This is a genomic window from Pseudomonas sp. MPB03 (genome assembly GCF_046605385.1).
Lineage (GTDB): Bacteria > Pseudomonadota > Gammaproteobacteria > Pseudomonadales > Pseudomonadaceae > Aquipseudomonas > Aquipseudomonas zanjanensis.
Map to the genome: position 1 here is coordinate 1,545,267 of NZ_CP176770.1, position 21,405 is coordinate 1,566,671.

Annotated in this window: 28 protein-coding genes; all 28 read left to right on the forward strand. The window is 61.2% G+C overall.

All coding sequences use genetic code 11. The annotated features are described in order from the left end of the window. Nucleotides 1–459: 459 nt before the first annotated feature. Nucleotides 460–1,194, forward strand: coding sequence for a helix-turn-helix transcriptional regulator (locus ACLH0I_RS06690; RefSeq protein ID WP_411387468.1), 735 nt, complete (start codon nt 460–462; stop codon nt 1,192–1,194). Between the two features lie 332 nt (nt 1,195–1,526). Then, nucleotides 1,527–1,682 carry a hypothetical protein gene (locus ACLH0I_RS06695; protein WP_411386617.1) on the forward strand — a complete coding sequence of 52 codons (156 nt, stop codon included), beginning with the start codon at nt 1,527–1,529 and terminating at the stop codon, nt 1,680–1,682. Between the two features lie 42 nt (nt 1,683–1,724). Beyond that, nucleotides 1,725–2,153: a hypothetical protein gene (locus ACLH0I_RS06700; protein WP_411386618.1), complete on the forward strand. Its 429-nt coding sequence runs from the start codon at nt 1,725–1,727 to the stop codon at nt 2,151–2,153. A 128-nt stretch (nt 2,154–2,281) separates the two neighbouring features. Beyond that, the gene (locus ACLH0I_RS06705; RefSeq protein ID WP_057451604.1) at nt 2,282–2,632 is read left to right on the forward strand and encodes a phage holin family protein; all 351 of its coding nucleotides are present in this window, start codon (nt 2,282–2,284) and stop codon (nt 2,630–2,632) included. 36 nt (nt 2,633–2,668) lie between these two features. After that, nucleotides 2,669–3,181 carry a hypothetical protein gene (locus tag ACLH0I_RS06710; RefSeq protein WP_411386619.1) on the forward strand — a complete coding sequence of 171 codons (513 nt, stop codon included), beginning with the start codon at nt 2,669–2,671 and terminating at the stop codon, nt 3,179–3,181. Between the two features lie 3 nt (nt 3,182–3,184). Further along, on the forward strand, nt 3,185–3,796 hold the full coding sequence (locus ACLH0I_RS06715; protein WP_411386620.1) for a phage baseplate assembly protein V: 612 nt from the start codon (nt 3,185–3,187) through the stop codon (nt 3,794–3,796). 11 nt (nt 3,797–3,807) lie between these two features. Continuing rightward, nucleotides 3,808–4,140, forward strand: coding sequence for a phage baseplate protein (locus ACLH0I_RS06720; RefSeq protein WP_207965436.1), 333 nt, complete (start codon nt 3,808–3,810; stop codon nt 4,138–4,140). Continuing rightward, on the forward strand, nt 4,137–5,132 hold the full coding sequence (locus ACLH0I_RS06725; RefSeq protein ID WP_411386621.1) for a baseplate J/gp47 family protein: 996 nt from the start codon (nt 4,137–4,139) through the stop codon (nt 5,130–5,132). The genes ACLH0I_RS06720 and ACLH0I_RS06725 overlap by 4 nt, the downstream gene beginning before the upstream one ends. Further along, nucleotides 5,129–5,773 carry a phage tail protein I gene (locus tag ACLH0I_RS06730; RefSeq protein WP_411386622.1) on the forward strand — a complete coding sequence of 215 codons (645 nt, stop codon included), beginning with the start codon at nt 5,129–5,131 and terminating at the stop codon, nt 5,771–5,773. Before ACLH0I_RS06725 ends, ACLH0I_RS06730 begins: the two co-directional genes overlap by 4 nt. Next, nucleotides 5,770–6,300 (forward strand): hypothetical protein, encoded by a 531-nt coding sequence (locus ACLH0I_RS06735; RefSeq protein WP_411386623.1) that lies wholly within the window; start codon nt 5,770–5,772, stop codon nt 6,298–6,300. The genes ACLH0I_RS06730 and ACLH0I_RS06735 overlap by 4 nt, the downstream gene beginning before the upstream one ends. A gap of 23 nt (nt 6,301–6,323) precedes the next feature. Further along, nucleotides 6,324–6,944, forward strand: coding sequence for a hypothetical protein (locus ACLH0I_RS06740; RefSeq protein WP_411386624.1), 621 nt, complete (start codon nt 6,324–6,326; stop codon nt 6,942–6,944). Between the two features lie 9 nt (nt 6,945–6,953). Continuing rightward, nucleotides 6,954–7,211, forward strand: a complete 258-nt coding sequence (locus ACLH0I_RS06745; protein WP_411386625.1) for a tail fiber assembly protein — start codon at nt 6,954–6,956, stop codon at nt 7,209–7,211. An 85-nt stretch (nt 7,212–7,296) separates the two neighbouring features. Next, entirely contained in the window at nt 7,297–7,524 is a 228-nt protein-coding gene (locus ACLH0I_RS06750; protein ID WP_411386626.1) for a hypothetical protein, read from the forward strand. Between the two features lie 2 nt (nt 7,525–7,526). Then, a complete protein-coding gene (locus tag ACLH0I_RS06755) occupies nt 7,527–8,693 on the forward strand; it encodes a phage tail protein (protein WP_411386627.1) in 1,167 nt (388 codons plus the stop codon). Next, the gene (locus tag ACLH0I_RS06760; protein ID WP_250965891.1) at nt 8,693–9,199 is read left to right on the forward strand and encodes a phage major tail tube protein; all 507 of its coding nucleotides are present in this window, start codon (nt 8,693–8,695) and stop codon (nt 9,197–9,199) included. Before ACLH0I_RS06755 ends, ACLH0I_RS06760 begins: the two co-directional genes overlap by 1 nt. A 150-nt stretch (nt 9,200–9,349) precedes the next feature. Further along, nucleotides 9,350–9,925 carry a phage tail assembly protein gene (locus ACLH0I_RS06765; RefSeq protein WP_411386628.1) on the forward strand — a complete coding sequence of 192 codons (576 nt, stop codon included), beginning with the start codon at nt 9,350–9,352 and terminating at the stop codon, nt 9,923–9,925. A 128-nt stretch (nt 9,926–10,053) separates the two neighbouring features. Beyond that, nucleotides 10,054–12,231, forward strand: coding sequence for a phage tail tape measure protein (locus ACLH0I_RS06770; RefSeq protein ID WP_411386629.1), 2,178 nt, complete (start codon nt 10,054–10,056; stop codon nt 12,229–12,231). Next, nucleotides 12,231–12,614: a phage tail protein gene (locus ACLH0I_RS06775; protein ID WP_186705531.1), complete on the forward strand. Its 384-nt coding sequence runs from the start codon at nt 12,231–12,233 to the stop codon at nt 12,612–12,614. The genes ACLH0I_RS06770 and ACLH0I_RS06775 overlap by 1 nt, the downstream gene beginning before the upstream one ends. Beyond that, a complete protein-coding gene (locus tag ACLH0I_RS06780) occupies nt 12,607–12,819 on the forward strand; it encodes a tail protein X (protein WP_186728883.1) in 213 nt (70 codons plus the stop codon). Before ACLH0I_RS06775 ends, ACLH0I_RS06780 begins: the two co-directional genes overlap by 8 nt. Before the next feature lie 9 nt (nt 12,820–12,828). Continuing rightward, nucleotides 12,829–13,845 (forward strand): phage late control D family protein, encoded by a 1,017-nt coding sequence (locus ACLH0I_RS06785; protein WP_411386630.1) that lies wholly within the window; start codon nt 12,829–12,831, stop codon nt 13,843–13,845. Nucleotides 13,846–14,120: 275 nt separating this feature from the next. Next, the gene (locus tag ACLH0I_RS06790) at nt 14,121–14,705 is read left to right on the forward strand and encodes a hypothetical protein (protein WP_411386631.1); all 585 of its coding nucleotides are present in this window, start codon (nt 14,121–14,123) and stop codon (nt 14,703–14,705) included. Next, the gene (locus tag ACLH0I_RS06795; protein WP_046054585.1) at nt 14,702–14,884 is read left to right on the forward strand and encodes a DUF2635 domain-containing protein; all 183 of its coding nucleotides are present in this window, start codon (nt 14,702–14,704) and stop codon (nt 14,882–14,884) included. The genes ACLH0I_RS06790 and ACLH0I_RS06795 overlap by 4 nt, the downstream gene beginning before the upstream one ends. Further along, complete coding sequence (locus ACLH0I_RS06800; RefSeq protein WP_411386632.1) at nt 14,884–16,380, forward strand: phage tail sheath subtilisin-like domain-containing protein; 1,497 nt, start codon at nt 14,884–14,886, stop codon at nt 16,378–16,380. The genes ACLH0I_RS06795 and ACLH0I_RS06800 overlap by 1 nt, the downstream gene beginning before the upstream one ends. A 244-nt stretch (nt 16,381–16,624) precedes the next feature. Then, nucleotides 16,625–16,972, forward strand: a complete 348-nt coding sequence (locus ACLH0I_RS06805) for a phage tail tube protein (protein WP_003198314.1) — start codon at nt 16,625–16,627, stop codon at nt 16,970–16,972. Next, nucleotides 16,969–17,265, forward strand: a complete 297-nt coding sequence (locus ACLH0I_RS06810) for a phage tail assembly protein (RefSeq protein WP_045155211.1) — start codon at nt 16,969–16,971, stop codon at nt 17,263–17,265. Before ACLH0I_RS06805 ends, ACLH0I_RS06810 begins: the two co-directional genes overlap by 4 nt. A gap of 130 nt (nt 17,266–17,395) precedes the next feature. Then, entirely contained in the window at nt 17,396–18,970 is a 1,575-nt protein-coding gene (locus tag ACLH0I_RS06815; protein ID WP_411386633.1) for a phage tail protein, read from the forward strand. Next, nucleotides 18,957–20,195: a DNA circularization protein gene (locus ACLH0I_RS06820; RefSeq protein WP_411386634.1), complete on the forward strand. Its 1,239-nt coding sequence runs from the start codon at nt 18,957–18,959 to the stop codon at nt 20,193–20,195. Before ACLH0I_RS06815 ends, ACLH0I_RS06820 begins: the two co-directional genes overlap by 14 nt. Nucleotides 20,196–20,198: 3 nt before the next feature. Beyond that, nucleotides 20,199–21,239, forward strand: a complete 1,041-nt coding sequence (locus ACLH0I_RS06825; RefSeq protein WP_411386635.1) for a phage baseplate assembly protein — start codon at nt 20,199–20,201, stop codon at nt 21,237–21,239. Nucleotides 21,240–21,405: the final 166 nt, after the last annotated feature.

Consider the following 21,405-nt stretch of genomic DNA (forward strand, 5'->3'; position numbering starts at 1 on the left):
CACCCGAGGGCGCCCTGCGCACAGCTACCATCGAATGCAGGAATGGGAATACCTGACAGGATGGAGCGATGTACATCTTGGAAATACCGGGCTACTAAACCCGATCACTGATGGGCAGTGACAGGATCAAAAGTACCGGTGGCCCCCAAGGCGCACAAGCCGGCGGATTCTGGCGTAGTTGTAGGCAGAGGCGCAAGAAAACGTAGCCTTGCGTCGCATATTTGAAGGACGGGCTTGAAGTCTTTTCTTAGGGACGTGTAGGGCAAATCCCAGGTGGGAGGCTTTGGCTTTTGTAGGCGCTGGCGAAGCCTGCGATCTTTTGATCTTTTGATCTTTCGCTTGAGACTCAAGTGTCTGGGGAAAGATCGCAGCCTCGTTGCACTCGACAGCTCCTACATATTGCATATTTATGCAAAACAGCATTTGTCTTCTGCGAAAAGAACAAGCACTATGCGCGTTATGCAAAAACGCAACGTTTCGACCGTATTAAGAGCATTGCTCGATCAGCACGGGATCTCCCCCACGGAGCTTCACCGGCGTACCGGCGTGCCTCAGTCCACCCTCTCACGGATCCTCAGCGGCAAGATCGTCGACCCTTCGGATAAACACATCTCGAAGATCGCCGAATATTTTGCCGTGAGCACCGATCAGCTGCGCGGGCGCGCCGACGTTGTGCCCCTCGGCAATGCCCGCCGCGACGAGCCGCATTCCGAACTCAAGGACATAAGCCTGTGGGACGACGAAACACCCGTCGAAGAAGACGAAGTGTCGGTCCCTTTTCTGCGTGAGGTTGAATTGGCTGCTGGATCAGGAAGATTCGTCATCGAGGAGAGCGAGCGCTCCAGCCTGCGGTTCGGCAAGCGCAGCCTGCGCCACAACGGTGTGCAGTTCGACCAGGCCAAGTGCGTGACGGTGCGCGGCAACAGCATGTTGCCGGTGCTGCGCGACGGCGCCACGGTTGGGGTGAATGCGGGCAAATGCGGGATCGGCGATATTGTCGACGGTGACCTCTACGCCATCAATCACAACGGCCAACTGCGGGTGAAGCAGCTTTACCGCCTGCCCACCGGCATCCGCCTGCGTAGCTTCAACCGCGATGAACACCCGGATGAGGACTACACGTTCCAGGAAATGCAGGACGAGCAGATCGTCATCCTCGGTCACGTCTTCTGGTGGGGTATGTACGCCCGTTAACCCCTCCGCTGTCAGATAAAACCCGCCGCCGCGCGGGTTTTTTTTCGCCTCCTGAAACCCGCGACCCCGCATTTACAAGGGCTTTATGCATTTGCGCATTCGAAACGCATAAATTAATGCATTTGCGCATTGACTGTATATGCATCCATGCATATTCTGTGTCCAAGCCGCTCGACAAAGCGGCTGGCAACAAAGCTCTTTAGTTCCACCAACAGGCAGCGATGAACCGGCCTTAACGGTTCAGAGGGTTGGCAACTGACCCGGGTGTGCAGCGTAAAGCACCAGAAGCAGTTATCCGGCGGGCAGGGACCGCGGCCGGAGGAACAATTTGAATGGATCCGTACCGCGCCAGTCGCGCCGAAAGATCAAGCGCATTACTGAAAAGCCTGGGCAACCGGGCTTTTTGGAATGCCTGTGCCGCGAGGTGCTTCAAACAGGCAGGGCATTTCCATGCGCTCATCCGTGAAACCAAGGAGATGCCCGGATAAAAAGTGATTTAAAAAACTTACCTATCTAAAAGGATGTAACTGATGAAAAACTTTTTCAGTGTGCTGGTCGTAGCTGTCCTGGCCTTCCAGTCCCTTAATGCAAGTGCTGAAACCTCACCTGTCGGTTCCTGGCAATTCGCTTACTACCATGTTCCGGGCGGTGGTTTTTATGCCAACCAAACGATCTGTTTCAAAGCAGACAATACCTGGTACTCGAGTTCGCAGGCCGGCTGGAAGGGCGCATGGTTCCAGAACGGGGACGATCTCCAATGGAATGGGAGTGTGCCAATGCCGGGTGCAGGGAGCGCCAACAATCTCGCGACCATTGCCATGGGCAAGTTGGCTGTCGCGGGTTCGATGTCGGGTAACTACGCGGAATGGGCCGCACCCAGTGCGCTACCGCTGTCGTGGGACAGGCACTACACCTACACGATGACCTACAAAGGCGCGACCTGCGCTGCGCCAAAGTAATGTCAGCCCTCCAATACCTGAAAAAGCTTGAACGCTATTAGTCGCGACTTAGTGGGTGCACCGACCCACATCTCATTCACCTCAAACAACTTACCCGCCCAATCTTAATCACCCCCAGGAAGCCTGACATGACAAACGAGCAACAAGCGTTGCTGGACATGCCGATCTGGCTGGTCATCGTGCTCGCCCTGGTGGGCGGGGTGTCCGGCGAGATGTGGCGCGCCGACAAGGAGGGCGCCCGTGGCTGGCCGTTGCTGCGCCGCGTGGTTCTGCGCTCCGGTGCCTGCGTGGTCTGCGGCGTATCGGCAACCATGCTGTTGTACGCCCTCGGGATGTCGATCTGGAGCGCTTGCGCCCTGGGTTGCCTGACCGCCATGGCCGGTGCCGATGTGGCCATCGGTCTTTACGAGCGCTGGGTCGCCAAGCGGCTCGGCGTGTGCGAAGTCCCTCCGCGAGACGTTCCTCCCGACCAGCCGTGAATCGACAGCGCTGATCCCTACACTAGGAGGCGATCAATGCCTGCCCTTATCGAAAAACCGTCGCAGTTGTTCTCGGCCATTGCCCAGACGCTGCGCGCCACTTATCCCACCTTGAAAGTCGGCAGCCCTCAGGAGTTCGATGGCACCGACGATCAACCCTGGGTACTGATTGCCATCGAGCGTGATGCACCCGGCCACCGCGCCAACGACGGACGTATCGCCCATGTCCTGACGGTTTCCCTGCAAGTGGTCATGGCCGTCCCGGGATGGGAGGCCTGCGATTTGGCCGCTGAGCTGAAGCACTTGGTGATGGATAACCGCTGGGGTCTGTCGGGCGATCAATGCGACTTGCCCACGGAGATCGATGGCCTGCCATCTACGTTCATCAACCCGACAAGGTCGTACACCGCCTGGACCCTTTCCTTCAGCCAAACCTTGTACCTCGGCCCGACGCTGTTGGATGACCCGTTGGGCATCGCGAAGTTTGCCCGCACCTGGGAAGTGTCGAACATCGACGACCCGGACCAATACACCGTACTCGAGGGCTGAGCCATGTTTGATGCGCTGTTACGGATGCATCTGGGGCCGATCATCGAGCGCTTGGCGCAGATGGAAACCGAGCTGGAAGACTTGCATCGACGTGCGGAAAGTTTCTGTCGCATTGGCGTTTGCCAGGAAGTCGATGCGGCCAGCAACACCTGCAAGGTCAGCCATGGCGGACTGCTCACTCCGGCGATCCGCTTTTTCAACCCGAGCGCCGGCGCCCAGAGCGAGTCGCGGATTCCCTCCGTGGGCGAGCAATGCCTGTTACTCAACCATGGCGGCGGCGAGAGCGGTGGGCAGGCGGTGGCGTTGTTTGGCCTTAATGGCGGTCAGTTCCCACCCGTCTCGACCCAAGCCTCGCTGACGCGTCGCCTCTATCAAGACGGCACGGAAAACGGCTACGACCACGCCAGCCATGTCCTGCATTGGAAGAACGGCCCGGCGACGTTCAGCGGTTCCCGCGAATCGCTCCAGTTGAGCATTGGCCCATCGAGTCTGGTGATGACGCCGCAGATCATCGAATTAAAACTGGGCGCCGTCGGCATTCGGCTCGACGCCTCCGGTGTGCACCTGAGCGGCCCGGTGGTGGATCACCAGGGACGCGTCATCAGTACCGCATAAGAGATTTCCTCATGATTGGAATCGATCGAAATACCGGCGCCACGGTCGACGACTGGCTGCAGTTCGTGCAGCGCGCCACCCGTGCCTTGACCACGCCGTTGGGCACCCGCCAGAAGCGCCCTTTGTATGGCTGCGCACTGACCCAGTTGCTGGGGCAGAACCTCGGCGACGACCTGTTGATCCTCGCCCAGAGCCATGCGGCCCAAGCGTTCTACAACCCACACAACGGCATCGATGATTTCGAGCCCCAGGTCATCGTCGCCAGCCGGCACGGTGCCGGATTGCTGCTGCGTTTCGCCGGCACCTGGAAAAACCGCAAGCAGACTTTCGAGGTGGTGACATGAGCATGTTGATACCCGGCCAGAACCAACTGGCCGAACCGGCCATCGTCACCGTCGAAGCGTTCGAGGACTTGCTCGCCGAGTTCAAGGCCTTCGTGGTCGAGTACGTCGCCGCACGCTCTCCCGCCAGCGCCGCCAAGTTGGCGGACAGTCTCGAGAACGAAAGCGAACTGTTGACCCTGGCCCTCGAGGCGTTCTGTGTCCGGCTGCAAACCCACGAACGCAAATACAACGCCCGCATCAAGCAGATGTTGGCGTGGTGGGCCACCGGCACCAACCTCGACGCTCGCCTCGCGGACATGGGGCTCGAACGCCAGTTGCTCGACCCGGGCGACCCAGCGGCGTTCCCGCCCGTCCCCCCGGTCTACGAGAGCGATGACGATGCGCGGTTGCGCTACTACCTGGCGCCCCATGCGCCGGCGGCTGGCTCGCGCATGCAGTATCGACGGGAGATTTTTACCCTGGGGCTGCGTCCCGTCGTGAAGGTCGAGAACGCCTCGGCGGGTGTGGTGACGGTCACCTACACCTTCGACCCGGACAGCTACGCAGCCCAGATCAAGGACGGTAACGGACGCCGTACCGCGCCCGGCGAAGTCACGGTCACGGTACTGTCCCGCGACGGCGATGGAACGCCGTCCGAAGCGTTGCTCGACGGCGTCCGCGAGCACTTCGCCCGACCGGATGTACGGCCCGAGACGGACTTGGTCATCGTGCAGGCCGCGCAAATCAAACCTTACAAAATCCGCGTCGTGGCGAAGATCAATCCCGGGCCTGACTCGGGCCTGACCCAGGCTGCCGCACAACAACAACTGCTGGACTATGCCGAGGCGTGTCATCGCCTGGAAGGTCGAGTGGATCCGAGCTGGATCGATTACACCCTGCACAGCGCTGGCGCGGTTCAGCTGCAGATTCTCGAACCGCTTGCGCCGATAGTGACAACGGCTTTCCAGGCGCCGTACTGCTCGGGCGTCGAGGTCGAGGTGGATACGTTATGAGTGACGACACTTCTCGACCGAGCCTGCTGCCGGTCAACAGCTCACCGCTGGAGCGGGCGCTGGATCTCGGGTTTGCCCGGCTGCTGGAACGCGTCGATCCGCCGTTTCCCGAACTGATGAACCCGGCGGCCACGCCTGTGGCGTTCTTGCCGTACCTGGCGGCGGATCGTGGGGTCAGTGAATGGGATGCAGCTGCCGACGACCTGGAAAAGCGCCTGACCGTTTCGTTGTCCTGGCAAATCCAGCGTCAGGCGGGTACGCGTCGAGCCCTGCGTCATGCCGTCGAGTCCATGGGGTTTATCCCCCATGTCGTCGCCTGGTATGAGCAGCAACCTCCTGCACATCCCTACACCTTTGATGTGCAAGCGATCATCGGCCAGAGCTGGTCCAGCGGCGATCACAATCGCTTGATACGGCGCATCAATGCTGCCAAGAGCGAACGCGACCAGGCCACTATCACGCTCGTACATCAAACGAGGGGCAGTCTGGCGCTCGCGTCAGTTCCCCATGGAGCATTGAGCGAAGCAGAGCTGTTTCTGTGGGGGGCGCTGCCATCACTTGATCTTGATGCACGACTTATCAGCACCGGCTTTTTCCAACCCTACACCATTAACGATTACGACCTCAGGGCGCAGCCATGACAGAAGACATTACGCGCTTGGTTCGCTTCACTTCCGCCGGCCTGGCCGAAGTGTTGCAGGCGAAAAACCAAGGCTTGAAAGGGGAGATCACTCACATCGGGGCCGGCACCGCTCGCTACGATCCCAATGGATCGGAAACGGCGCTTCGCAATGAACGACAGCGTGTGCCAATTGTGGATTACGAAGACCTGGATCCAGGGCAACTGAGGATGGCTGCGCTGTTTGAAGGGCCGGACGAATATGAAATTGGCGAGTTCGGTTTCTATCTTTCCACCGGCACGTTGCTGGCGGTGTATTCGGTGGCTGGAAAACTGCTGACCTACAAAGCGGCCGCTGCGCGAGTTTTGCAAAAGTTCACGCTGGATATATCCCCGTTGCCGGCGCAAAGCGTCACGGTGGTGGTCGGGTCCGACAACCTGAATATTCTATTGAGTGAAGAAATCGCCACGTTGGCTACCGCCAATATCGACAACATGGCGCGGCATGTTGGCCTGTTGTTTCGGGTGGCGGCTCTTGAAGCCAAATAAATCAATAACACAAGGAATTGAATGTGAGTCTTGAAACCACTATCGCGTCGCTGGTATCGGCGGCCAATAACTTGACCACGACGGTCAATGGAAAAATCGGCAGTATCAATACGACCATGGCCACGGCGTTGACGCAATTCAACGAATGGCGAAGCCAGAAAGATGTGGAAGGGGATCCGAGTGCCCTGGGCACGATTCGTCGCAATATCCTGCAGGGACACGTCTACGGAACTGGAGGCGTCTATGGCGCAACGGCGCAGGGTGATTTTGTTTCCACCAACCTGGGTGCCAGCGCAAATGTGTACATGCATTTCAAAGTGCCGCTTAATATCAATGTCAATTCGGAAATGTTCTGGTTCAACATCAAGGGCTACAGTTACGGCACAGCCAAAATAATCGACGAAACACTGGTGGGGTATTGCTATCAGCCCACTCGCGTCCTGAATAGCGTTTCGGCCTTTGGGAATATGACCCCTGCTGTCTATGCCGATACAAACGGCAATGTCGTCATGCGAATTCTGATTCCCAACGTTTATTACACCACCGTGCGCATTGACACCATGCGCGTGGGCAATGGTCGGCTATTCAATCTTGGGGATTTGACCACCAGGTTGTCGCTGGCCGAAACCGTTGTTTTCAGTTAAGGAATGAACATGTCTGATCTGTCCAACAATGACACTCTCGAAACTCCAATCGCTGTACCGTCGCGTGAAATCGAATGGGCCGCCATTCGCACACGCCGCAACCAACTGCTGCGGGACACGGACTTCACCCAGCTGGCGGACTTCCCCGCAACAGAAACCCAGCTTGCCGAGATCAAGGCTTATCGCCAGGCCTTGCGAGACATCCCCGAAACGGACGCGGAGCCGTCCAGGCTGCTCTGGCCCGTGTTGCCAGATTTCATCAAGTAAACCACAACCGCGACAGCGGTTTTTTTTCGCCCGCATTAAGCCCCGCTATGGGGTTTTTGTGTTTTCGCATCTGGAGAGACCGTAGATGCCCATTCGTAAGCAATACACCGTGCTGCTGCCATTTCCTACCGGTGGCGGCCATTGGTCTAGCGCCGGCCAGACATTGGATTTGTTGGATGTCGAGGCCAGTGCTTTGCGTAGTGCCGGTCGCCTCGAACTGACCAGCGTCCTGAATGCGCAGCAGCTGGCTGCTGACACGCAAGCTACCCCAATCACCAAGGCCAAAAAGGCCACCACCAAGAAGGCTGAATAACCATGGCTGAGGTTTTGAACTTCGAGCACAACGGCATTACCGTCAATGCCACTGAATCTCCCGAGGCCATGGGTGGCCTGGGTGACAACGTCATCGGTCTGGTCGGCACTGCGCCGAATGCCAATCCGCTGATTCCGAAAAACACCCCGTTCCGTATCAACAGCTTCACCACCCAGGCCCAGCTGGACCCGAGCGGTGCCGAGGCGGGTACGTTGTTCCAGGCGGTCTACCAGATTCTCAAAGTGGTCAAGGTGCCGGTCTACGTGGTCATCGTCGAAGAGGGCGCGACCCTGGCCGACACGCAGAACAACGTGATCGGCGGCATCGAGGCGCAGACCGGGCGCAAGTTGGGCCTGGCCGCGTTGAGTGGCGTGGCCGAAGACCTGACCATCATCGGCGCGCCGGGCTTCACCGGCACCAAGGCCGTGGCCAGCGAATTCGCTTCGTTTGGCAAGCGCATCAAGGCCCGTGTGGTGCTCGATGGCAAGGACGCCTCGGTCGCCGACCAAGTGACCTACAGCCAGGAGCTGGGCGGCGCCGACCTCGGTTTCGACCGTTGCCTGGTGGTGCACAACATGCCGGCGGTGTACTCCAAGGCCGCGAAGAAAAACGTCTTCCTGGCCCCGTCGAGCCTGGCCATCGCCGCGCTTGCCAAGGTCAAGCAGTGGGAGAGCCCGGGCAACCAGGTGACCTTCGCCGAGGACGTTTCGCGCACCGTCGAATACAACATCCTCGACACCTCCACCGAAGGCGATCTGCTCAATCGCTACGGCGTCAGCTACTACGCCCGGACGATCCTCGGCGGCTTCTCGCTGCTGGGCAACCGCTCCATCACCGGCAAGTTCATCAGCTACGTCGGCCTGGAAGATGCCATCAGCCGCAAGTTGGTGAAGGCCGGCCAGAAAGCCATGGCCAAGAACCTGACCAAGTCGTTCATGGACCAGGAGGTCAAGCGCATCAACGACTGGCTGCAAACCCTGGTGGCCGACGAAACCATTCCCGGCGGCAGCGTGTACCTGCACCCGGAATTGAACAGCGTCGAGAAGTACAAGAACGGCACCTGGTACGTGGTCATCGACTACGGCCGCTACGCGCCGAACGAACACATGATTTATCAACTCAATGCCCGCGATGAAATCATCGAGCAGTTCCTGGAGGACGTTCTCTAATGTTTACCAACCGCGTAAGACAGGCCATCGCGGCCACCCTGCAAGGCCTGCCGTTGTCGGCGACCGTGGAAGATTTCACCCCGCCGAAAATCGAATTCGACATGGAAGAGATGCGTGGCGGCCGTTTCATTGGCGAGGAAATGGCCAAGGGCGGCAAGGTGCTGACGGCCAAGCTGACCCTGCAAGGCCTCGGTCCGGAAGTCATGCTGGCGTTGGGCGTGACGGTGGGCGAGGACATTCTGCTCAACGTGCGTGAAGCCGGCCAGGACCAGGACGGCAACACTTGGTTCACCTATCACACGGTGGGCGGCAAGTTGAAATCCCTTGAGGAAACCACGCTGAAGATGGGCGAGAAGCCCAAGACCAATCTTGAGTTGTCCTGCCGCACTTACAACCGTCTGGAAAATGGCGTGCCGGTGATCGACATCGACGTGCGCACCCAGAAGTTCGTGCTCAACGGCGTCGACATTCTTGGCGATGCGCGCCGTGCGGTGTTGTTGCCTTAAGCCTTTGCCAGCCGGCAGATGCAGTCCCTGTGGGAGCGAGCTTGCTCGCGATAGCGGAGTGTCAGACACCTCGATGCTGAACGCACCGCCGTCATCGCGAGCAAGCTCGCTCCCACAGGTTGTCCTCTGATTCACCAAGGAATTGATTTCATGTCTTGGATGCCTCCTACCCATGAGCTGCTGTCGCCGATCACCGGTGACGATGGCTCGCAGATCGAGCAGCTCCCACTCAAGCCGCTGTACTACGCCGCGCAAAAAGAGGCCCTGGCCCGCGCTGGCGATGACGAAGACGATCAGTTCTTCGAGCTGGCCAAACTGGCGACCGGCCTGTCGGTCAAGGAACTCGACCAGCTCAAGCGCCCGGATTACGTGAGCATTGCCCAGTACGTGCACGAAATGTCCACGCGCCCGGCGTCGTACTTCCTGGAATCGATGGACAGCACAGCGGTCGAACCCGACCAGGTGCAGCTGCTGCAACCGCTCGACGTCGCGGGCCGCAGCCTGACTTCGTTGACCCTGGAAATGCCGGTGCTGCGTGCCACCAAGGCGATGAAAAAACTGAAGACGGCCAAGGAACGCGCTGAGTTCATCACCGCCCATTGCACTGGCCTGATGATCCCCGACCTCGATCACCTGACTGTGCCCGACTGGACCCAGCTACAGGTACGCATCGACGATTTTTTAAACAAACCGGCGGACTTCTTTCGGAGCGCGACATCGAAGTGATCCTCGATGTGGTGCCGCTCATTTACTCGGTAAGTGAGGCGGAAATCCTGGAGTGGGACGCCGGCAAGGCCTTGCGCCGCTACGACATCGCGATCACTCGCCTTGGCGTGAAACAGGAGTAGAGCGGGATGGCGGACGATAGATATTCGCTCAAATACGCAACCTTCAATGAGCCTGGGTTGGCGTTCGGTAATGCCAGCCTCACCAGTGGCGTGTCGGCACAAGGCGCGTTCGCCAGGGATCAATTGGCGAGCCTCGATCTGGCATTGGAGACGCTCGGTCTCAAGCTCGGGCTGCTGACTACGGCGATCGAGTCGCTGACTGTAAAGCTTTCGGCGCAACGATTGTTCTCCCAAACAATGGGCGCCGGCGCCAAGGGCGAGTCGGCCAATGAGCAAAAGGGCAAGTCCAGTGGCGGTATCGAACCACCGGCGCTGCTCAAACCTGCGATAGCGATGGATTCGGCCATGGCCGATCTGAAGCAGGTCACCGGATTTAGCCCTCGCCAGATCGAACAGACGACTGAGTCAACCCGGCACGTCGCCACCGCTCAGCTGGTGGCGGCCGGGGGCACCACGGCGGTTGAAGTCGTGAGGATGCAAAGCGTGGCGGCCAGCAAAGGCATCGGCAACGATTTGCCCAATGCCGCGGACCGACCGTCGGAGCTGTCGCGTTTCGCCTCGGATGCTGCTGTCATCGCGACGGCGACCAAGAGACCGGCCATGGAGGTTGCCGAGATGCTGGCCGACTGGCGCATCTCCATGAAGCTCAGCGGCGCTCAAGCTTTTGACTTGGCGGATGCAACCAACCAGTTGGGCAAGCTACCCGACGGTGCGAAACCGGCTGAAATTGGCGCGGTCTTGCAGCGTGACGGTGCGGCTGCGACGACGGCAGGCCTGGCCCCTGTGCAAGCCGCAGCGGTGACGGCGGCATTGCTCAATACCGGTACCAAACAAGCGGAAGCCGGCGTGGCGCTGGATAGCTTCACCACGGCCCTGGGCAAGGGTGACCAAGTTTCCGCCACCGAGCAAACGGCCTGGAAACAGTTGGGCCTGGAACCCACGGCGGTGGCGAGCGGCATGCGTGGCAAGGACACGGCGCCTGGCACGGTGATGACGGTGCTGGCGGCCTTGAACGCGCAACCGGCCGAAATGCGCTCGGCCCTTGCCACGACGTTATTCAGCAATGGCGATGAAGCCGTGCTGCGCATGGCGCGGAAACTGCCCGATGTGAACGCAGCCTTCCTACAGGTGAAAGACCCAGGCCAATACGCCACTTCACAATTGGGCAACGACGGTTCGGTGCGGCAGGATGCATTGGCGCTGTCGAAAACCCATCAAGGCCAACTGAATATCCTCAACGCCCGCAACGAGCGTTTGTCGTTGGCCACGGGAAACGCGCTGATGCCTTCGGCGGGTAGCTCGTTTCAGTGGCTGGGTTCGCTGGCCGATGGCATGAGTGAATTGGCAGAGTCCTCACCCAAAGCCGCCGCGGCCATCGTGTTGATCGGCGCGGCGATCAAACCGCTGGTGGGTGTGCTACTCAAGGCGGTAGGGGATGAGATCTCCAGTCAGGTGGCCAAGCGGGTGTTGGGGAGGGCCGCTCCGCACCTTCCCGGCCGATTGGGTGAAGTGATCTCCGAAGATTTCAGAAATCCTCGGGTGGGCAAGCTGGATACAAGCAATGCCAACCAGCGTCCCGAATCCCCGAGAGGGTCGAAAATACGCGTCAGTACACGAGGCTCACTGGGAGGCGCAGGGCGTTTTTCACTCGCGCCAACCGCCTCGTTACGCTCGATGACTCGCAGGGCGCCAGGCCCCTTAAAAGTAGTCGGCGCCGTCGCTGATGTGGCCGAGGGTGTCCTGACCGGCGACAAGCGGATGATGGGCGCAGGCCTGGGCGCCGCAGGTGGCGGCTGGGCCGGCGCTGCTGCGGGGTCTGCGGCCGGTGCTGCGTTGGGGAGTGTCGTGCCGGTGCTCGGCACTGCCATTGGTGGCGTGATTGGCGGACTACTGGGCGGCTGGCTGGGGAGCGATGTCGGCGCGTCTCTGGGGGAAAAACTCGTCGCCCCGGTCGACAGGCTCGCCGCGCCAGAGCAGGTCAGCAAAGACCTGGCCAGCACCCAGGCAAACACACAGCAAAACACCATGACCGCCAACATTTACATCAACGGCCAGGACCAGGCCAGTGCGAGCCAGTTGGCGAACCTGGTGGTGCAACAGATCACCGGCCAATTCGGCCTGACATCCATGTCCAACTCACTCGCCATGCGCAGTGACGCGGCCCTGACCGACGGAGGTACGTGATGCGTCAACAAATGGCCCTCGGCAGTTTCATCTTTGGCCTGTCGAGAAATTTTGCGTACCACCAGTTGGTACACACCTCGGATGGCGGCTGGAAAAACATCGACATCCTCACCAGCAAGCCCAAGTCCAGCCAGATCGGCCAAGGCCTGCAAGGGCTGACGATCACCGGCAAATCGATGTACGCCACCGCCATGGATCGCCTCGATGAGTTGCGCGCTTTGCAGGCGCAGCGCGTCCCACTGCCGTTGGTCGATGGCATCGGCCGCAACTGGGGCCTGTGGCAGATCAACAATGTCACGGAAACCCAGACCGCAATCATTGATGACGGCACGGCGATGGTGGTGGGCTGGGTGGTTGATTTGAAGGAGTTCGCCAATGCGTAGGGTTCGAAGTATCGCCGGTGATTCGGTGAATCTCTTGCTCTATCGGGAGCTGGAACGTTGCGACGACCTCGTCGAGGAGGCGCTCTGGCGTCTCAATCCCGGATTGGCTGAATGGGGCCCGGTATTGCCGGCGGGTGTGTGGGTGGTCTTGCCGGAAGTGGACCTCAAGCCCGTGGCAACCCCACCGGTTTCGGCCTGGGATTAAGGAGGCGACATGGCATTGGGTTTTACGCCTGCGGTGGAGATTTATGGCGCGAACGCCGCGCTGCTAAACGAACGCCTGCTCAAGTGGGAGCATGTCGACGCGGCGGGGATCGAGTCCGATCAGCTGACGCTCACCATCAGCCTGGACGGTCTGGAAGGGTTGCCCAGCCTGGGCGGGAAAATCGGCCTGCGGGTCGGTTACCTGGAATCGGGCTTGGTGGACAAAGGCGAGTTCGTCATCACTCGGCGCACGCCGTTCCTGTTTCCGCTGCAACTGGTGCTGGTGGCCATGGCGGCGCCGTTCAGCGCGGCGGACCAGACAGGCTTCAAGCAGCGCCGATCCGTCAGCCATGGTCCGACGACCCTGGGGGCGCTGTTTCGTCAGCTGACTTCCAGGCACGGGTTTTCGCCCCGTGTGGCGCCGGACCTGTCGCTGATAAAAATCGAGCACATTGACCAGTCCAACGAAACCGACATGGGGTTCCTCACTCGCCTGGCCCATCGTTATGACGCCGTCGCCAAACCAGTCAACGAGCTGTATGTGCTGGCCCGGCGCGGCCAGGCGAAGTCGTTGTCGGGCAAGGTCCTGCCCGAGATGAAACTGTCGGTGACGACCAACAATCGCCCGGGCGACCACGCCTTCATTTCGGCCAAGTTTGATGAAACCGCCCGAGCCAAGTACCAGGGCTGCAAGACCCATTGGTGGGATGCGGCGGCCGGCAAGCTGCAGGTCGAGAAGAGCGGCATCGCGCCGTTCAAGACCCTGCGCCAACGCTTTCAGAGCGCAGACGACGCCCGCGCCGCCGGTGAAGGCGAGGTGCGGCGGATGGAGCGCGAAGCCCTCAAGGTAAAGATCGAATGCCCTGGCAACCCGGGGCTGTCCGCCGAAGGCATCGTACTGCTGGACCCGTCCTGGCCGGACTTCATGCGTGGTCGCTGGTCGATCGACAAAGTCACCGCCAGCGGCGACCGGGAAAAAAGCTACCGCTGCACCATTGACGCAACCTGCCTGGACGCCAAGGCCTGACCCTACCCACCCTGTGGGAGCGAGCTTGCTCGCGATAGCGGTCTTGCATTCAACATCTCTGCTGCCTAAGACGCCGCCATCGCGAGCAAGCTCGCTCCCACAGGTTTTGTTCAGCGTTGCACATACCCCCGCGTCCAACTGAGTTCTTCTGTGGGAGCGAGCTTGCTCGCGAAGACGTCAGTACATCCAACATCAATGCTGCCTGACCCACCGCTTTCGCGAGCAGGCTCGCTCCCACAGGGTTCACTCGCACCTTCAGATACCGGAGCACCTCCATGAAGATCACCCCGATCCTTACGCAGTTGCGTGAGCAATGCCCCACGCTCGCCCGTCGCGTGGCCGCAGGCTTCGACCTTGCCACGCTGCAAGCCGAGGCCCCGCTGCAAACCCCCTGCGCCTATGTCCTGCCCACCGCCGACATCGCCAGCAAGAACGCGGCGCAAAACGTCACGTTGCAAGCGGTGCGTGATCGCTTTGATGCCGTGCTGGTGCTCGACGCCGCTGACGCGACAAAAGCGCTGGATCTGTTGCACGACCTGCGGGCCGAACTGTGGCGCGCTCTGGTGGGGTTCAAGCCGGGCGCTGAGTACACCGGCGTTGAGTACGACGGCAGCGAACTGGTTTCCATCAACAGCAGCCGTGTGTTGTACCGGCTGCGCTTTTTCGCCGAGTTCCAGCTGGGCCGCAATCTGGCGAGCCAGCCTGCCGAAAGCTGGCACGAGCGTGAACTGGACGGCTTGTCGTCCTTTACCGGGGCCACCGTGCGGGTCGATGCCATCGATCCGGCGGACCCCAACCTGAAACGCCCCGGCCCCGACGGGCGCGTGGAACTGACTTTCTCTGGAGACGTAACCCCATGAGCAAACGCATCACCGTGCTGCCGGCCCCGGGCCGTGCCGTACCGGACCCGGAAGCGGGCGATCTGTTGCCCCTCGAGGGCCGTGAAGTGCCGGACAACGCCTGGTGGCGTCGACGTCTGGCCGATGGCGATATCACTACCAAAGCCGTGAAAGCGGCAAAAGCACAGGGAGCCAAATAATGGCGATCGGATTCAGCAACATTCCCGCGGACATTCGTGTTCCGCTGTTCTACGCCGAAATGGACAACTCGGCCGCCAATAGCGCGTCGTCAGCCATGCGCCGGTTGATCGTCGCCCAGGTCAACGACAACGTCGCTCCGGCCGAGGTCGGCAAGCTGGTGCTGGTGTCCAGCGTCGCGCTGGCCAAGAGTATCGGCGGGCAGGGCTCGATGCTCGCCTCGATGTACGAGACCTGGCGCAAGACCGACCCGCTCGGCGAGATCTGGTGCCTGCCGCTGCACAACGTCGAAGGCGCCATCGCCAAAGGCGTGTTGACCCTCACCGGCGCCGCGACGCAAAGCGGCGTGCTCAACCTGTACGTCGGCGGGGTGCGTGTCCAGGCCGCCATCGTCAACGGCGCCACGGCAGCCCAGGCCGCCACTGCGCTGGCGCTGAAAATCAACGCCAGCGCCGATATGCCGGTGACCGCTGCGGCCGCCGAAGGTGTCGTGACCCTCAGCGCCAAATGGACCGGCGACAGCGGCAACGACATCAGCCTGCAATTCAATCGCCTGGGCAAGAGCAATGGCGAAGACACCCCGGCGGGCCTGACCACCGCGATCACCGCGATGACCGGCGGCGCCGGCGTGCCGGACCAGACCGCTGCCGTCGCGGCCTTGGGTGACGAGCCTTTCGAGTTCATCGCCATGCCCTGGTCCGATGTGACTAGCCTCAACACCTGGCAGGCGGTCATGGACGACAGCACCGGTCGCTGGTCCTGGGCCAAGCAGTTGTTCGGCCATGTCTACAGTGCCAAGCGCGGCACTATCGGCACCCTGGTCGCCGCCGGACAGGCGCGCAACGACCAGCACATGACCATCCAAGCGCTGGAGCTGGGCGTACCGCAACCGTTCTGGGTCCAGGCCGCTGCCTTGGCGGCTCGTACCGCGGTATTCATCTCCGCCGACGCCAGCCGTCCGACCCAAAGCGGCAGCCTGCCAGGCCTGGACCCGGCACCGGCCAGCGAACGTTTCACCCTGACCGAGCGTCAGTCGCTGCTCAATTACGGCATCGCCACGGCGTATTACGAAGGTGGCTACGTACGCATCCAGCGCTCCATCACCACTTATCAGAAAAACGCCTTCGGCCAGGCGGACAACTCCTACCTGGACAGCGAAACCCTGCACCAGTCGGCGTTCATCGTCCGCCGCCTGCAAAGCGTGATCACCAGCAAGTACGGCCGTCACAAACTGGCCGCCGACGGCACCCGTTTCGGCGCCGGCCAGCCCATCGTGACTCCGAGCACGATTCGTGGCGAGCTGATCGCCCAATACGCCAAGCTTGAGCTGGAAGGCCATGTGGAAAACGCCGAGCTGTTCGCCGAGCACCTGGTGGTCGAACGCGACAACCAGGATCCGAGCCGGGTCAACGTGCTGTTCCCGCCGGACTACATCAACGGCCTGCGGGTGTTCGCGCTGCTCAACCAGTTCCGCCTGCAATACGACAACGCCGCCTGACCGTGGCGAGGGCGCTTGCTCCCGCCGGGTTGTAGGAGCTGTGTAGGAGCCTCCGAGCGAAGCGAGGCTGCGGTCTTTCCAACGCCAATTGAGTCGAGAGCGAAAGATCAAAATCAAAAGATCGCAGGCTTCGCCAGCTCCTACAAAGCCCAGCGGGAGCAAGCTCTCTCGCCACGTAAACAAACCTTAAGTGAACAGCACTGGCCCACCTTGCGTGGGCTTTTTATTGGAAGGGAGAAACACCATGGGTCAACTGATTGCGGGCACCTGCTACGTCAAAGTGGACGGCGCTCAACTGACCATCAATGGCGGCTGCGAAGCGCCACTGATGTTCACCAAACGTGAAACCGTCGTACCGGGCTTCTATAAGGAAACCGACATCGCCCCGTCCTTCAAGGTGACGGCGCTGCACACAGCGGACTTCCCGCTCAAGCAGCTGGTGGCCGGCACCGACATGACGGTCACCTGCGAATTCAACAACGGCAAGGTCTACGTGCTGGCCGGCGCCTACTTGGTGGAGGAACCGGTGTCCAAGGGCGACGACGCCACCATCGAGCTGAAATTCGAAGGCATCAAGGGGACCTGGCAATGACTGACGTCGTGACGTTGCGCGTGGCCATCGAGGCCCACGGCGAGCCATTGAGCGAGCTAACCTTGCGCCGTCCGACGGTGCAGGAAGTGCGGGCGATCAAGGCGCTGCCCTACAAGATCGACAAGAGCGAGGAGGTGAGCCTGGACATGGACGTCGCGGCCAAATACATCGCGGTGTGCGCCGGTATCCCACCGTCGTCGGTCAACCAGTTGGACCTGGCTGACCTCAATGCCTTGAGCTGGGCCGTCGCGAGTTTTTTCATGAGTGCGGCGTCGCAGCCATCGGCGACCTGATCGCCGCCGCCTATGACCTGGCCTGGTTCTGGAAGGTTGACCCCGAACAGATGATGGCCAGGCCACTGGACGTGCTCCGTGAATCCTTGGAGCACGCGCAACGGATCAATGCGATGCAGCAGGTGCAGTGATGGCAGACACAGAAAAGGTAGAGAAAAAAGCAGTGCTGCTGACCGGCATCGATGAGCTGTCACCCAAGCTCGCGAACCTTCGTGCGAAGGTCGCCAGTTTCAAGCAGAACCTCGATGCCACGGGTTTGGGCAGCCTGGATATTTCCGGTCTGCTGCCCAGCGGCGGCCTGGCCCAACCGTTCATGGACGGGCTCAAGTCGGCGCTGGCCTTCAAGGGGGAAGTCGGTGCGGTGAACGCGGCGGCCAGCGCCCTGCAGGCGCCGGACGCGCCTCGTGTGGCGGCACAGAGCCTGGATGGATTGAAGACTTCCATCAGCAACGTGTCGGTGCAATTCGGTTCGGCGCTGGGGCCTGCGGTCAACGCGGTGGCGGTCAGTTTGCAACCCATGGTCAGCAGCGTGGCCCAGGTGCTGCAGGACAATCCGCAACTGGTGCAGGGCCTGGCAACGGGCGTCGTGGCGTTCAACGCGATCCAGACCGCGGTCAGCGGTGCGAGCCAGGCCATGGAAGTGGTCAACCTGGCCATGAAGATGAACCCCATCGGCTTGATTGCCATGGGCATCGCCCTGGCGGCAGGGATGATCATTGCCCACTGGACGCCGATTTCGGCGTTCTTTGCCGGGCTCTGGCAACGACTCGCGCCGATCATGCTGCCCATGGTCGAGTTCTTCAAGACGATGTTCGCCTTCACCCCGATGGGGTTGGTGATCAGCAACTGGGGACCGATCAGCAGCTTTTTCGGCGCGCTCTGGAATGTGCTGGTGGCGGCGGCAACGCCCGTCATCGGTTTCATGCAGACGCTGTTCGCCTGGTCACCCTTGGGTTTGATCGTTGCCAATTGGGCGCCCCTGACCGGCTTGTTCGCGGCGATCTGGGACCTGCTCAAGGCCTTGACCGTGCCGGTGATGGACGCCCTCAAAGGACTGTTCGATTGGACGCCGCTGGGGCTGATCATGGCCAACTGGGGCACGATCGGCGAGGTCTTCGCCGGGATCTGGGAAGGCATCCGCAACCAGGTGTCGATCATGCTGGCGGTGTTCAGCGGCCTATTCGACTGGTCGCCCATCGAAGGCCTGACCCGACAATGGGGGCCGGTGGGCGAGTGGTTCAGCCAGTGGTGGAACGAGTTGCAGGCGGTGATCGCGCCGATCAAGGCGTTTTTCAATGGCGGCTTCGGCGAGATGATCACCTCGTTCACCGGTAAGGTCGAAGGACTGACCGAGGCGCAGCGCGCCACCAATGCCGAAGGCAAGGGTGAGCTGGCGCCGGCGTTTTTTGCTGGGGCCGGCGAACAGCCAGCGGGCCTGTCATCCAGCCTGGCGCCATCGTCCGCCACCGTGCCAGCGAAAACCTCGCTGGCGCCGGGCGCTTTGCCGAAAACCTCCAGCGCCCTGGTGCAACAAAGCGCCGCCAACAACCGCACGCAACTCGAAGGCGGCCTGACCGTACGCTTCGAAAACGCGCCGGCCGGGCTGCGCGCCGATCCGCCCCAGACCAATCAGCCGGCCCTGGCGGTGAGTTCGCGCATCGGCTACCGCTCACTTTCCGCAGGAGGTTCCAATGAGCTGGCGTGATCGTTTGTTGCCGGCGTCGTTTCGTGGCGTCGGGTTCTGGGTCGATCAGGCGAAAACCCCGGTCGGCCACAAGGGTCAATTGCATGAATATCCGCAGCGCGACCAGCCGTTTTTCGAAGGGCTCGGCCAGCAGGCGAAGATTCATGAGTTGACCGCGTTCATCGTCGGCCCCGATTGCCTGGAGCAGCGTGACAAGTTGCTCAAGGCGTTGGAGCAGGGCAGTGGTGAACTGGTGCACCCGTGGCTGGGACGCCTGCAAGTGAAGGTCGGCGAATGCGACATGACCCAGACTCGCCAGGACGGCGGGCTGGTGACGTTTGCCCTGAAGTTCTACCCCGACCAGCCGCTGCAGTTCCCCTCGGCCACGATCAACAGCCAGAAACTGCTGCTGGTCTCGGCCGATAGCTTCCTCGGATCGGCGGTGCGACGCTTCGAAGACGCCATGCGCTTGATCAAGGCTGCGCGGATCGGCATCGCGGACCTGCGCAACAGTCTCAAGGATATCTACGGCGTGATCGAACAAGCGCTCAAGCCGTTGATCGAGACTTATCGGCAACTCAGCGATCTGGTCAAGGCGGTGAAAGCATTGCCCAAGGAAGTGGTCGCCGAATTCAAGGGGTTGCTGGGCGACATCCGCGAGCTGAAGGACTTTGCCCGTGACGGCTATCGCGGCGTGATTGCCGGCGTGTCGCAACAGGTGGACGCCATTCGCAAGGCCGATGCTCCGAAACTCACCACCGGCAAGGACACCATGGCGGCGGCTCAGGCCGTGGCCGATCTGGTGCAGGACACGTTGCTGGTGCAGGCCGCGCAATGGATTGCGGCCATGCCGGTGGCGGCGCCCGCGGTCAAGTTGGGCGCCACGCCGTCGGTGGCGCAACAGGCCGTGCAACCGGTCCAGCGCCGGGATGTGCCGGTGGCCGACGATGTGCTGGCCCTGCGCGACGCGCTGAACGATGCGATCTGGCAGGCCTCCCTCAAGGCTGATCCGGAGCACTATCAGGCGATGAACAACCTGCGTCAGCACATGGCCGCGCACCTGACGGCGGTGGCGTCTTCGGGCGTAAGGCTGATCAACCTGTCGTTCAAGCAAAGCCTGCCGGCACTGGTGGTCGCGTACCAGCAATTCGCCGATGCCACCCGGGTGACCGAAGTGACCCAGCGTAATGGCGTCGCCCATCCGGGTTTCTTGCCGCCCAACGACCTGAAAGTCTCGGGGGAGTAAGCCATGGCCGAACTCGACAACGCTGTTTCGCTGACCGTCGGCGGGCTGGATTACGGCGGCTGGAAAAGCGTGGAAATCAGTGCGGACCTGGAGCGCCAGTTTCGCACCTTCAAACTCGACATCACCTGGCAATGGCCGGGGCAGACCCAAGCGGTGCCGATTCGTCCGGGGGATGAATGCCAGGTGCGCATTGGTACCGACCTGGTCCTCAGCGGCTATGTGTTCAAGGCGCCTGTCAGCTATGACGGCCGGCAGATCAGCCTGAGCATCGAGGGCGGCTCCAAGACCCAGGACCTGGTGGACTGCGCGGCCATCAATCGCCCGAGCCAATGGCGTGGGCAAACGCTGCTGAGCATCGTCCAGGCCCTGGCGGCGCAATATGGCGTGGGGGTGGTCAGTGAAATCCCCGAAACGGCGCGGTTGAGCGAACACAGCATCGTACCGGGGGAAACGGTCTTTCAATCCATCGACCGTTTGCTGACGTTGTTCCGCGTGTTTTCCACCGACGATGCCCAAGGCCGCGTGCTGTTGGCCAAGCCCGGCAGCGGCGGGCGGGCCAGCGATGTGTTGGAGTTGGGCAAGAACATTTTGTCGGGCAACGCACCGATGGACTACAGCCAGGTGTTCTCCGAATACCGGGTCATCGGCCAGCACAAGGGCAATGACCAGCAGAGCGGGGCGGCGGTGAGCGAAGTCTGCGGCACCGCCACGGATTTGAGCTTCAAGCGCAGGCGGGTGACGGTGATCAGCGAGAGCGCGCAGTTGACCTTCGAGCTGGCCCAGCAACGTGCCGATTGGGAAAGCGCCATTCGCAGCGGCAGGGCCCTGACCACCACCTATCGCGTGCAGGGCTGGCGCCAGGCCAATGGCGACTTGTGGCGGCATAACACGCTGGTGCGGGTGATCGATCCTGTGCTGGGGTTCGACGGTGACATGCTGATTTCCAAAGTGACGTACTCGCTGTCGGCACAAGGCTCCGTCACCACCCTGCAAGTCGCGCCGCCGCACACCTTCGACGCCAACCCGGTGCCGCCAAAACCCTGAATTCGGCACCGGATAACTGTTCACTGCAATCCCTTGTGGGAGCGAGCTTGCTCGCGAAAGCGGTGGGCCAGCTTGCATCGATGTTGGAGGTGCAATCGCTATCGCGAGCAAGCTCGCTCCCACAGCATTTCGAGACCGCCTCCAAGTTTCTGCCCACCACAGTGTC

Bases quoted from the DNA above. Each gene is read 5' to 3' on its own strand.
- ACLH0I_RS06715 (WP_411386620.1), top strand. From the start codon at position 3,185: ATGTTTGATGCGCTGTTACGGATGCATCTGGGGCCGATCATCGAGCGC.
- ACLH0I_RS06700 (WP_411386618.1), top strand. From the start codon at position 1,725: ATGAAAAACTTTTTCAGTGTGCTGGTCGTAGCTGTCCTGGCCTTCCAG.
- ACLH0I_RS06730 (WP_411386622.1), top strand. From the start codon at position 5,129: ATGAGTGACGACACTTCTCGACCGAGCCTGCTGCCGGTCAACAGCTCA.
- ACLH0I_RS06820 (WP_411386634.1), top strand. From the start codon at position 18,957: ATGAGCTGGCGTGATCGTTTGTTGCCGGCGTCGTTTCGTGGCGTCGGG.
- ACLH0I_RS06710 (WP_411386619.1), top strand. From the start codon at position 2,669: ATGCCTGCCCTTATCGAAAAACCGTCGCAGTTGTTCTCGGCCATTGCC.
- ACLH0I_RS06720 (WP_207965436.1), top strand. From the start codon at position 3,808: ATGATTGGAATCGATCGAAATACCGGCGCCACGGTCGACGACTGGCTG.
- ACLH0I_RS06755 (WP_411386627.1), top strand. From the start codon at position 7,527: ATGGCTGAGGTTTTGAACTTCGAGCACAACGGCATTACCGTCAATGCC.
- ACLH0I_RS06805 (WP_003198314.1), top strand. From the start codon at position 16,625: ATGGGTCAACTGATTGCGGGCACCTGCTACGTCAAAGTGGACGGCGCT.
- ACLH0I_RS06775 (WP_186705531.1), top strand. From the start codon at position 12,231: ATGCGTCAACAAATGGCCCTCGGCAGTTTCATCTTTGGCCTGTCGAGA.
- ACLH0I_RS06780 (WP_186728883.1), top strand. From the start codon at position 12,607: ATGCGTAGGGTTCGAAGTATCGCCGGTGATTCGGTGAATCTCTTGCTC.
- ACLH0I_RS06695 (WP_411386617.1), top strand. From the start codon at position 1,527: ATGGATCCGTACCGCGCCAGTCGCGCCGAAAGATCAAGCGCATTACTG.
- ACLH0I_RS06725 (WP_411386621.1), top strand. From the start codon at position 4,137: ATGAGCATGTTGATACCCGGCCAGAACCAACTGGCCGAACCGGCCATC.
- ACLH0I_RS06735 (WP_411386623.1), top strand. From the start codon at position 5,770: ATGACAGAAGACATTACGCGCTTGGTTCGCTTCACTTCCGCCGGCCTG.
- ACLH0I_RS06690 (WP_411387468.1), top strand. From the start codon at position 460: ATGCAAAAACGCAACGTTTCGACCGTATTAAGAGCATTGCTCGATCAG.
- ACLH0I_RS06770 (WP_411386629.1), top strand. From the start codon at position 10,054: ATGGCGGACGATAGATATTCGCTCAAATACGCAACCTTCAATGAGCCT.
- ACLH0I_RS06705 (WP_057451604.1), top strand. From the start codon at position 2,282: ATGACAAACGAGCAACAAGCGTTGCTGGACATGCCGATCTGGCTGGTC.
- ACLH0I_RS06815 (WP_411386633.1), top strand. From the start codon at position 17,396: ATGGCAGACACAGAAAAGGTAGAGAAAAAAGCAGTGCTGCTGACCGGC.
- ACLH0I_RS06795 (WP_046054585.1), top strand. From the start codon at position 14,702: ATGAGCAAACGCATCACCGTGCTGCCGGCCCCGGGCCGTGCCGTACCG.
- ACLH0I_RS06745 (WP_411386625.1), top strand. From the start codon at position 6,954: ATGTCTGATCTGTCCAACAATGACACTCTCGAAACTCCAATCGCTGTA.
- ACLH0I_RS06790 (WP_411386631.1), top strand. From the start codon at position 14,121: ATGAAGATCACCCCGATCCTTACGCAGTTGCGTGAGCAATGCCCCACG.
- ACLH0I_RS06800 (WP_411386632.1), top strand. From the start codon at position 14,884: ATGGCGATCGGATTCAGCAACATTCCCGCGGACATTCGTGTTCCGCTG.
- ACLH0I_RS06765 (WP_411386628.1), top strand. From the start codon at position 9,350: ATGTCTTGGATGCCTCCTACCCATGAGCTGCTGTCGCCGATCACCGGT.
- ACLH0I_RS06785 (WP_411386630.1), top strand. From the start codon at position 12,829: ATGGCATTGGGTTTTACGCCTGCGGTGGAGATTTATGGCGCGAACGCC.
- ACLH0I_RS06750 (WP_411386626.1), top strand. From the start codon at position 7,297: ATGCCCATTCGTAAGCAATACACCGTGCTGCTGCCATTTCCTACCGGT.
- ACLH0I_RS06760 (WP_250965891.1), top strand. From the start codon at position 8,693: ATGTTTACCAACCGCGTAAGACAGGCCATCGCGGCCACCCTGCAAGGC.
- ACLH0I_RS06825 (WP_411386635.1), top strand. From the start codon at position 20,199: ATGGCCGAACTCGACAACGCTGTTTCGCTGACCGTCGGCGGGCTGGAT.
- ACLH0I_RS06810 (WP_045155211.1), top strand. From the start codon at position 16,969: ATGACTGACGTCGTGACGTTGCGCGTGGCCATCGAGGCCCACGGCGAG.